5 protein-coding genes are annotated in these 10,976 nt (G+C 37.9%); 2 read left to right on the forward strand and 3 right to left on the reverse strand.

Annotated features, from left to right (window positions below; translation table 11 throughout):
• The 3 genes from JHJ32_RS22155 to JHJ32_RS22165 all read right to left on the reverse strand — a co-directional run.
• On the reverse strand, nucleotides 1-3,257 hold a 3,257-nt coding region (locus JHJ32_RS22155; RefSeq protein ID WP_200122819.1), incomplete at its 3' end, for an N-6 DNA methylase.
• Complete coding sequence (locus JHJ32_RS22160; RefSeq protein WP_200122821.1) at nucleotides 3,257-6,646, reverse strand: helicase-related protein; 3,390 nt, start codon at nucleotides 6,644-6,646, stop codon at nucleotides 3,257-3,259. The genes JHJ32_RS22160 and JHJ32_RS22155, both read right to left, overlap by 1 nt.
• Before the next feature lie 388 nt (nucleotides 6,647-7,034).
• Nucleotides 7,035-8,876, reverse strand: coding sequence for a serine/threonine-protein kinase (locus tag JHJ32_RS22165; protein WP_200122828.1), 1,842 nt, complete (start codon nucleotides 8,874-8,876; stop codon nucleotides 7,035-7,037).
• A 209-nt stretch (nucleotides 8,877-9,085) separates the two neighbouring features.
• On the opposite strand from JHJ32_RS22165, the gene JHJ32_RS22170 reads away from it, so the two are divergent.
• A complete protein-coding gene (locus JHJ32_RS22170; RefSeq protein ID WP_200122837.1) occupies nucleotides 9,086-10,159 on the forward strand; it encodes a tyrosine-type recombinase/integrase in 1,074 nt (357 codons plus the stop codon).
• Nucleotides 10,160-10,182: 23 nt separating this feature from the next.
• Nucleotides 10,183-10,932, forward strand: coding sequence for a hypothetical protein (locus JHJ32_RS22175; RefSeq protein WP_200122839.1), 750 nt, complete (start codon nucleotides 10,183-10,185; stop codon nucleotides 10,930-10,932).
• Nucleotides 10,933-10,976: the final 44 nt, after the last annotated feature.

The raw sequence follows: 10,976 nt of genomic DNA on the forward strand, positions 1-10,976 counted from the left end.
TCTCTGATTTCTAATTCTGAAAGTTTTCTCAAATAGTCTTTTACATCATCAATATTTTCAATGTCTTTTAATTCAGGAAATGCTCGTTTGATACTCGTTTCTGCTTCGATTGCATTAAAAAGTTTTTTTGGACGAGCTTCAAATACATTATCCGCTGTGCTTGTGCCTTTCAATACACCAACTAGTTTACCATTATCTCCCGTTTGTAGCCCAACACCTCCATCAGCTAAAACACCTAAGAAAGTATATGATTTTGGTTTCAAGCTATTGAGATAGCGATTAATTTCAGTTCGATTTTGCTCAACTTTTTTACTCGTTTCCACTTTAGGCCACCATTGTTTAAAGGTTGGCCATACGGGTTTTACTATTTTGTCAAACAGGTCGGAGTTGTATTTAGAAGGTGGGAAAATGGAATAGTTTAAGGAGTTATGATAAAGAAAAAGGTCTGTTCTATATTTAGTTAGCTTACTATGCTCATCAATTAACACGGCTCTATCATCACAGGAATGCGAAGAAACCCATTTAACTTCTTTTGAGCCATCTCTACCCAATTCGCCAAAAGCAGTATTTAATACTTTTTCCCAACCAGCAAGGTTCTCACTGCTTTTTTTGATGCTTTCCCATTCTGCCTCCGATATACCAAATGTTTCCGCCTTGGGGAAACGCAAATCAATATAGTTCATTTGGTCTTTTGGTGTTGGCTTAACTTTGGAAAGTGTGAAAATGGCTGTGTCAACCATTGCTGCAAATGCCTTGGGTGTATTTACAATTTCAAGAAGTTTGCAAAGGCGTTCTTCTTCAAATTGTATTTGTCCGTCTTTATTTCCAGCACCAATAAATAGCCTACGCATATTTTCTTTGGTCATAATCACTAGGAAAGTATCAGATGTGATATAGCTTAAAATTCCTCCGTTTTTGAGTAATTCAAGCCCCCTGAAAGTAAAATGGTTGTATAAATCATCGCAAAATCCATACTCCTCTTCCAGTTTTTTAGTCAATCCCATTTTGCTAATGAGTTTGGTGTTTACATAAGGTGGATTGCCAATAACTATATCAAAGCCAGGATTTTTACTCTCTTTATTGAATATACCAGGGAACACTACTCTTTCTATAAAGTAATCCTTAATAGAATTTCGGAAAACAGCCAACTCTCCTAGTTCATTTGAAAGTGTTTCAGCCTTTTTCTTTGCTTTGTTGATTTCAGTTGTTGATGCACTATTACTCACAAGGTAATTCACTTTGTTTTGAGCAGCGTTTAGCTCTTTCATTACTGCATCTGATTTACTATCAACAACCTTTTCAAGAAGTTTTATTATCTTTTCCTTTATTTCTTCTTTGGTTCCGTGTCGGTCGCTTTTGGCAATGAAGTATTGGTTTTCGAGATTGACCAATTCATTCAAAAGTTTTTCATTATCAATTGTATCAATAAGTTGATTGATGTTTTGGTCTTTATAAAATCTCAATAATGAGTTTTTCTTGTAAAACTTAAACTCAAGGTTGGGCAGGGGTTTTAGATTGTAATTCTCTTTTGAGAAGTCAACTCTTTGTTCTACAATTAATGAAAGCCAACAACGGAGTTTGGTAATCTCAATGGCATATTCCAACAAGTCCACACCAAACAAACAACTTCGCAACAAGCCCAATTTCTTTACATATCGAATTTGTCCATCTGCAAACATTTCAGAAATATGCTCTCTGAATTGCTCGTCTTTTGACTTCATCATTTCTGCTACCCACACTTTTCCTTCGGGGTCAACGGTAGTAAGCACTTGCATCATTTCTTCCAACATACCCATTGGGAAAGCTCCCGAACCACAAGCAGGGTCAAGCACGGTTGTTTCCAAAAGTTTGTGAATGATAGTTTTGCTGTTTTCGGGTTTTATTTCAGTGTCAAGATGTTTCAATAATGTGCTTCGGCACATATAAGAAACTACTGGGCGAGGCGTATAAAAGGCACCTGCATTTTTTCGTGCCGCTTCTTTGGTGTCATCGCTTTGTTCTGCCAATAAGTTTTCAAAAATCCTACCCAACATTTCAGGGTCAACTGCAATTTCTTCTTCAAGTGGTGTGTTCTCTGCAATGGTAAATTTGTAACGAGCAAGAATACTGTTTAAACCTTTATCTGTATCTAACAACAAATTGTCAGGAACAGAAAACGCATTATTTACAATGTGATTTCCATTTCTATCAATTTCACACCAATCATTTGGATGCACATCAAATAAACCACCATTCAAGTATGGCGAAAAGAAAATAGCATCCTTGATAGTCTGTTCGTCTGAAAAATTGGCTGCATATACATCAAACACTTTCTTAGCACGGTCTTTCTTTTCGCTGTTCAAAGCATTGAAGAAAAGGTTTTGCAGAATGAATTTATAATAAGCTGTGCCTTTGCTTTTGGGTTTTATCAGGTCGTTTTCTTCTCCGTTTTCAAATTCAGGAAGTAGCAAATCATCTTTTACCACTTTAAGTTCTTTCAAAAACCAAATGAAAATCAATCGGGCAATCAAACGAACCGTAAAATCTTTGTGTTTTTCAGAACCTGCGGTTTGGTCTGGAATCTTGATGTCTTTTACTGCTTTGTTGAACCAAGCGATGATGTCTTCATAAAATGTCTTATTAAGAACTGAAATAGAGAAAACCGATTGCCAGTAGTAATACAATTGGGTAAAGCTTTTTACTGCTTTGTTGCCTGCTGTAGGAATTACCAATTGTTTTAATATAGCTAAATGTCCTCTGTGTGGCTGTTGTGTATCAATGTCTTTAAGCAATGAAACCTTTCCAATTTTCTCACCTTCTCTCCATTCTTGTTTGTAAGGTATGCGTTCACTGTTTGCAAACGAAATCAGGTTATCGTATTTGAAAATGATGGTTACTGGCGTATAAGGAAAAGTGCGGTTGAACGCTCTTGTAATTTCTGCTAAATGACTTCTAGTGATAGGCAAGCCGTCTTTTCTGTTTTTCAACTTCACACCAAAAAGCAACAAGCCGTCATAATCGGCTTTCAGTTTTTTTACTTCAGCTAAATTTTTGAATGTTTCAGTGCCTTCAAAAATGGCATCGTTTACCATACCCAACGCAAATACATCTTCAATGAGTTTATGTGCTTCGTTATTAGCTTTGTAGCGTTCGCCTAAAATGTCGTTTGCTGATGCGGGTTCGTCTGCCAAATAATCAACTGGCACTTTCAGTTCTTCAAAAAATGCTTTCAGGGCATCTATGAATGGTTCGCTATGGAATTTTGAGATTGAATTCATTACTTACTTATAATAAACCAAGTGATTAAATCGAAATTTTCTTTATTGAATTTTTGCGAAGTAGAGCCTTCGTCCTTTAGTTTCTGAATGGTGGTTTTGCTTCCTGATTTCAGTTTGTTCAACATATCAAGTGAAGCTTTTCCCATTTTCTGTTTTACTGTTCCATCTTCCTGCACTTCTTCTTCGGTTGCCTGACTTTTTAACCAAGCAGATAATGCAGCCGATAAATGTTCAATGGATTTTGGCTCGCCTTGGTCAATGGATTTTGGCACAAAACGAACTTCATCTTTGTGTTTTGCCAAAGCGTCCAATACTTCTTTTTGGTTTAAGAAAACCGATTTGCCCGAATGGTCAATGTAAATGAGTTCGTATCCTTTGTATTCAAAGTTTGTTGACTTTGATGGTTTGCTCGGATAACCTAATAAGGCAATTAAACCTTCTTCGGGGCAAACTTCCTGATTGGCTTTGAAACCTGTGTAAATACCGTTTGGCAGTGATTTGTAAAACTGTTCATTCTTTCTCAGTTCTTCCAATAATTCCTGACGGAACGTTTCCAAAGAGAAATCATCAAATCCTAAAGATTTTTCGGTGTCAATTTCTTCCCAAGAAGATTGCATTTGCTCCAACATTCTTGCTTTTTGCTTTTGCTCCAGATTTTCATCTTCTGCCATTTCTTTAAAAGAGTCGGAAAAATCCAAATGAACTTCAGAACCTGCCAATTTCATTGCAGCCATTCTTTGTTCAATTCTGCCTTGCAAATTCAAGTAAGAATTGATATTGTTTGATGGCCAGAAATTAATGCCAAATATTTTTGTGTTTGGTGAACCCAAACGGTCTATACGACCCATTCGCTGAATTACACGAACAGGATTCCAGTGAATATCATAATTGATTACCAAATCACAATCTTGCAAGTTTTGTCCTTCGCTTAATGCATCGGTAGCAATCAGAATGTCAATAGGGTTTTGCAGTTTTTCATAAGTCCGTTTGTCGTTCTCCGCAATCCAAAGTTGCCATTCATCAAAATGCTTTTTCAGGTCAATTTCTTTGTTTGATGGTTCAAATTGCCATTCTTTCTCTCTAAACAATTTTGTGAAAGGAGCAAAGCGTTCTAAAATGGGTTCGTATCGCTTAGTTTCTCCCTCTTCATCCCAGACTACAGACGTATCACCACTTATTGCAGCCACTTTGTCAAAACCTCTTGATTTCAGTTGGTCAAAGAGATAAAAAGCTGTGTCTTTGTAAACGGTAAAGATTAAAACTTTTGGATTACCATTATTATCACCTGACTGTCTTTTCTTAACAATTCGGTTTATCAGTGTTTCCAGCTTATCATCTTCGCTGCTGTGATTTCTTGGCTTCTTAATTTCTTTAGAAATTTTTCTTTCAAATTGAATCAAGTTAGATTGCAACAATTGCAATGCTTCAATATCTGCTTTTAAATCTTTCTTGTAGTTTTCAATGTTGCCTGAGCGGTCAATATCAATCAAGCGTGTTTTACGCTTTTTGCCCAAAGTAATTTCTTCAATTTGAGCCAAAATATCATCATCATCAAAAAGTGATGGTTGGGCTTCGTTCCATCCTGTTTCCTTTTTAGTTTCCTGATATTGCTTGATTCTGTCGAGTGCATTTTGATGATGAGCTAAAATCTTCTCAACAGTTGATTGAAAAGAGAACCAAGAAGATTCCAATCGTTTTACCAATAAGATATACATCATTTTCACCAAGAAATGGTCACGTTGCTTTTCATCGTGTAAAACATCTGCATCCTCAAATTCTTCAATGTAAAATGATGGTTGATAACCTGAAAGCATTGGTGGGAAATGGTCAAACAATTCTTCAAAGCTTTCAAAGTTGCCAATTTGCTTAGGCGTAACGAAAATATTTTCAGGTTTTGATTTTTTTGGGAATTCTAAACCATCTTGATGTCCCTCAATCATTTTACGAGTTCTGGCAACAGTCAAAGAATCTGTCAGTTTGAAAAAGTTTGGCGGCAATTTTTTAATGAACTCTCCAATTTTTGGTTCGGGTTCTTGAGTCCATTCGTTAAATGCTTTTTGTGCTGCTCTGAAAGTATAATCTAAATTTTTGATGTCCAAAGACTCTTCAAATCCTTTTGAATTACCACTTACAATGAGTTTAAATTGATTTCTGATGTCCATCAACGAATTGTTGATTGGTGTTGCTGAAAGCATCAATACTTTTACATCTTCGTTTTGAGAAAGAATTTGGTCAACAAGGAATTTGTATCGCTTCGACTTGTCGTTTCTCAAATTGTGGCTTTCGTCAATTACAAACAGTTTGGGCTTTTCATTGATGAAAAGTTTGTCTGCTCTGTCGTGGTATTTTTCCATTAGGTCATCTGTCAAATCAGTATGAAACCTTAGGAAATATTCAAATTGGTCTTTCTCGAACTTTGAGTTTTGATTCTTCTGATATATTCTCCAATTGTATTGCAATTTCTTAGGACAAATTAATATCACTTCACGACCTTGCAATTGATAGAATTTCATTACAGCCAAAGCAGTCCAAGTTTTACCCAAACCAACTGCATCGGCTAAAATTGCTCCATTATATTTTTGAAGCATTTTAATCAAACTCAAAACACCTTTTTGCTGAAATTCATACAGTGAATTATAAACTACAGTATTTTCAAGTCGTCCGATTTGTCGGTTAAACTCAGGGTTGTCTTTTTCAAGTAGTAGTTCGTCACCAAACAATTCAAAAAGCACCTTGAAATAAAGTTGCTTTGGCGAATACTCTGTGAAAATCTTTTTGATTTCGTCAATAAGATATTTCTTGAATGGAATACGATTTACGCCACCGTTGCCGTCAACAACGGTTTTATAGTCGTGGGCTTGTGGTCTTGACCACAAGCTGTCGAACCATTTTATTAACTCGTTGTATTGTGGGTCTGAACCAAAACTGCCAATATTCAACTCCACATTATTGGTTGTCTTTAAACCAACTCCTGCCTCTGTTAAATTAGAACTGCCTGAAATGTAATAGTCCTTTTGTGGGTCTTTGTCGTTGTGTTTGTATAAGTATGCTTTTGCGTGGCAAAAGTTAGGTTCAAGTGTCTTTGCTAAAACTTTGTCAAGCTCTAAAAAAGCAACCGCTTCCTGAGCAACTTTACTCAATTTTAATGATGCGTCAATATTGATGTCCTCGTTTAAAAGGTCAAGTGCTCTGTCTTTGTCAAAGTCAAAGCTTACGATGTCACCAAGTATAAATTTGTATTCATCAATTTTGTCCTTTGTTTCCTTTGATAAATAAGCCAATGCACCAACAGTAAAGTAACCTGTCACGATGGAAAGTTTCCCTGTCTGGGTATATTTTGTAATCCATTCGTGGACTTTTAAGTTTTCGTTCTCGTTGTCTAAAATCATATGGCTAATTTATTCATTCTTATTATTAGTCCTTGTGAGGTGGGGCAAAGCCAAATGTGCCACTTGCGGGCTGGCATAAAATTGTTTTTAAAAAATGTGGGTGGGAAAAAAATAAAAAACATAGGGTCGGCAATGAGTGTCGGCTTACTCGCTGTCCGTTTGTAATATCGTTTCTATGTCTTTGGTCACCTGTCAAAATGGTTTACTTTTTTCTGTTTCTGTCAGTCGTTTGTTTGTCGTGTCGCTGTCTTAATACACTTGCTGCCAACGGTTCACGGCTTTGCGTAGTGGCGGCATTTTAGCACTGCCGTTGATTAGAATTATTATCGTCCAGTTAAGCACAAATGTTCAATAGAAATCCGTCACCCGCCATTACGCAAAACCGATGTTATGTGGCGTTTTGTCTGGTTTCTTTGATTTTGTTGTCAATAAATTGTAAGTCTTTGTCACTCATATTTGCTCCTTTTTGAATTTTAATTTGTCTCGTTTTCAAGTAGCAATTTAATGCTTCGTCTGTCTGTCCTTCTTTTTTATAGATGTCACCCAATGTTAACCATAAGTAGTCAGTCATAGGATACTTTTTTAATATGTTATCAAGGTATGAAACGGCTTCATTGAACTGTCCTGATTGATGTAAATATTGTGCTTTCATTGACATTCCTTGTGCAGGATTAATTTGTCTGTCAATTAGTAACTCCGCATATTTAATAGCATTTGAAGTGTCGCCAATGAAGAAATATGATTTAGATAAGTTAGTTATTGTTTCTCCGTCATTTTCGTTGTTGCTTAATACAACTTTAAAAAATTTGATAGCATTTTTGAAGTCGTGAACCTGATAACAACACATTGCTGCATTAAAAGATTCGTTAATTGTCAGGTCTGAATAGTCAGCCAACTTTGTGTAAATTTTTGATGCGAACTCGAATAGTTGGTTTTGAACAAACTTAGGAAGAAGATTTTTTGCATTTATGTGTAATGATAGCTTTTCAGGCGTAAGTTCAAAACAACGTAAAATACATTGTGCTGATTCGCTAATATCTCCTGTTTCAACCAATGTATTTGCTAAGTTCATCAATGCTCCACTGTTATTTGGGTCAAGTTCAACTGCTCTTAATAGACAAGTTTTAGCATCTTTATTATTTTCTTGTTCTAAATAAATTGCTCCAAGATTATTTAATGCTGTTGGATTGTATTGATATAGAAAAATAGATTTTTTTGTTGCTTCTAAAGCATTTTGAAGTTGACCTAATTCATATTCAAGTCGCCCCTTTTGTGACCAAGCTGTAAAATGGTCAGGCTGATAACGTAAATATTCGTTTATTGCTTGTAATGCACCTTTTTTATTTCCAATAGCAGATAAAGAACGTGATAGAATGTATAGCTCTTCTAATTTATCATCTTTGGTTATAGTTTGTTTAGGAATGTCAATTGAGTTCTCTTTAGCAACAGATAACAAATCTTTAAAAAGTTCTTGAAATTGCTGGTATCTTTTAGATAAATCCTTTTCCATACACTTCTTACAAATCTCAAAAAGTGGATGGTTAATCCATTTCACAGGTTCTTTAAGGTGGACTTGTCTTATGTCGGGGCTTGACATTACATAAGGATAGTTTCCTTTTGTAATGAGTTGATACAGCACTATCCCAAAACTGTATATATCACTTCTGTGGTCTATTCTGTCAGGCTGAAAAATTTGTTCAGGCGAATAGTAAAGTGGTGTTCCACCTCCAATTCTGTCGTCATTTAAAATAGATTTAGACAGTCCGAAATCAGTAACCTTTAAATTCAGTTCACGGTCAATAAGTATATTGTGAGGTTTAATGTCCGAATGTGCAATCATTCCCTTACCAAGACAATGATTCATACCATAAGTAAACTGAATTGCCCATTTAATTATTAACGCTAAAGGAATATCTTTTCCTATGTAACTTGTTAGTCTATTTTCGTCATTGTCATTCGGTTCAACAAATTCAGCAGCAACAAAAATTCTTCCTTCAATTTTTTCTGCGAAAAGTGTCTTTACGATGTTTTGATGAACTCCAAAAGAAGTCCAATTTTTTGCTTCAGTCAAAAAAAGTTCTTCAAGGTGTGGTTTTATGTCTTGGTAACTTTTTAAAACAAAAGGAAACGGAATTCCTTCTTTTTCAACTAGAAAAACGTGTCCCATAGCCCCGCCAAATTGTTTCAGGACTTTATATTCTCCACCAATTGTCTTTTTTGTTTCTGTCATTCGTGCGGTGCGGTGTCGTTTTAAAATGCCACATAACTCTCAAATATACGCAACAATCTTCTGTATGCAAGGATGCCAAGTGCTTTTCTGTTAGCCCCTATAAATAGTTGTTTTTAAGTGTCTTGCTTTGGTGTTATCAGATTTTGTATATTGCGCATTTTGTATAACTTTCTTAGATTTGTTTTGGCAGATAATACAAAATACGCAGTATGGAAGTTGTTGATTTTTCTGGTTTTGATTTTCGGGACGGCAGGCGCAAGGATGCCGCAGTCATTTGGATGGATTTCAAATACGACCCGGCAAAGATTGATTTGGTCAAATCGCTGAAAGGTAGGTGGAGCAGGTCTGAAAAGTGCTGGTATGTGCCGGACAACGCCCATTTCCGGACACTGTTTGGGATGGAAATCCCACCAGTTGGCAAAGGGGTATTGTCCAAATTGTCACCCGTGAATGCACGGGAGTTGCAACGAATGAAAGAAGTGTTGCAGATGAAAGCCTACAGTCCGTCCACCATAAAGACATACATGGTCGAATTTGCACAGTTACTGTATGTGGTGAAAGACGTGCCCGTTGATTCGCTGGGCTACGACCGTCTCCGTGCTTACATCCTTTATTGCATCAATACATTGAAGATTTCGGAAAGCCAGCTGCACAGCAGGCTCAACGCCGTTAAATTCTATTTTGAACAGGTGCTCCATAAACCGGGCTTCTTTGCCGAAATCCCACGTCCGAAGAAGCCGTCCACTTTGCCAAAGGTGTTGGGCAAAAAGGAAGTAAAACGGATATTCGACGCGGTACGAAACCGGAAGCATTTGCTGATGTTGCAACTGTGCTACGGAATGGGGCTGCGAGTAAGTGAGGTTGTCAATCTGAAAGTGAGTGACATCGACAGTGGACGGATGCAGGTACTCATCGAAGCGGGCAAAGGTAAGAAAGACCGGTATGTACCGCTACCTACCGCAGTGCTGGATTTGCTGCGGGAGTATTATAAAGCGTATCGCCCCAAGACTTATCTTTTTGAAGGTCAGTACGGAGGGCGGTATTCCGTCCGCAGTGTCCAAGCTGTGTTCAAGAATGCGATGAAGGCCGCAAAGGTAAACAGGCCGATAGGGATACACGGTTTGCGGCATAGTTACGCCACACATTTACTGGAATATGGCACTGACATGTCATTCATACAGCAGCTACTTGGTCACAATGACATTAAGACCACGATGCTTTATGCAAAAGTCGGCAATGCGCAACTGAATGCAATCAAAAGTCCGTTGGACAGGATTTTGTGACTACAGATTTAAGGATTATCACAATGGGACTAAATTACTTCAAAAGCAGAAAGCGCTTCGATTTTTCCCCGCATCCATTTGATGTAGGCAACATACTTGGTTTGAAGAGGGGGTATGGCAACAACCATTTTTTGCTCAAAATATATGGGTTGGACAAAACCGAATTTGAGAACTATTATACCTATCACCTGAATTATTTCCTGTCCAATGGGCAGGGAGCCGAAAAGGAGTTCCTTGCCCACGTGTGGTATATCGTGCAGAAACGGATTGAATATTTCGAGCGAAAGGACCCGTTCTCATCCGAGCATCCCCGGCATTTGTCAAACATCGGGAAACTTACCGAATTCCAGCAATACCTCGGCACACGCGATAAATGGAACATCCGGCCTAACGATGTGCTGCTGAAAGAAAAAGACGGAAAGATAGCCGAACTCCAAGCCCGTATACAGGATTTGGAAGAACAGTTGAAAGCGCATTCGAAATACGGGGTTGCACAGAAAGTGTATGTTGAGGACGGCTACCTGCCCACGCTGATCGACCTCATCCAGCAACTGCGCGAAGTGGGATTGCCCAATGGGAGGTCGCTGCTCAAAAGCGACCACCACAGCCCGTATTACAAACTGGTGGCGAAATACTTCAACCACGGCGGCAAGGAAATCCCATTGGATACGGCACGCAATTATTTCGTGGGCAAGGACGAAGCCCCAATAAAGGGTTCGCAGGTGCCGGATGGCAGGAAGCTATTCCGCATCGTCCCCGCAGACCAAGCCTGACCCCGACCCGTTCAATCCCCGAACATGACCAAGCCGCTCCGGTT

Origin of the sequence: Parapedobacter sp. ISTM3, assembly GCF_016533505.1 — a bacterium.
Classification (GTDB): Bacteria; Bacteroidota; Bacteroidia; order Sphingobacteriales; family Sphingobacteriaceae; genus Parapedobacter; species Parapedobacter luteus.

Excerpts from the sequence above, each read along its gene's own strand:
- JHJ32_RS22165 (WP_200122828.1), bottom strand. The coding sequence starts at position 8,876 with ATGACAGAAACAAAAAAGACAATTGGTGGAGAATATAAAGTCCTGAAA.
- JHJ32_RS22170 (WP_200122837.1), top strand. The coding sequence starts at position 9,086 with ATGGAAGTTGTTGATTTTTCTGGTTTTGATTTTCGGGACGGCAGGCGC.
- JHJ32_RS22175 (WP_200122839.1), top strand. The coding sequence starts at position 10,183 with ATGGGACTAAATTACTTCAAAAGCAGAAAGCGCTTCGATTTTTCCCCG.
- JHJ32_RS22160 (WP_200122821.1), bottom strand. The coding sequence starts at position 6,646 with ATGATTTTAGACAACGAGAACGAAAACTTAAAAGTCCACGAATGGATT.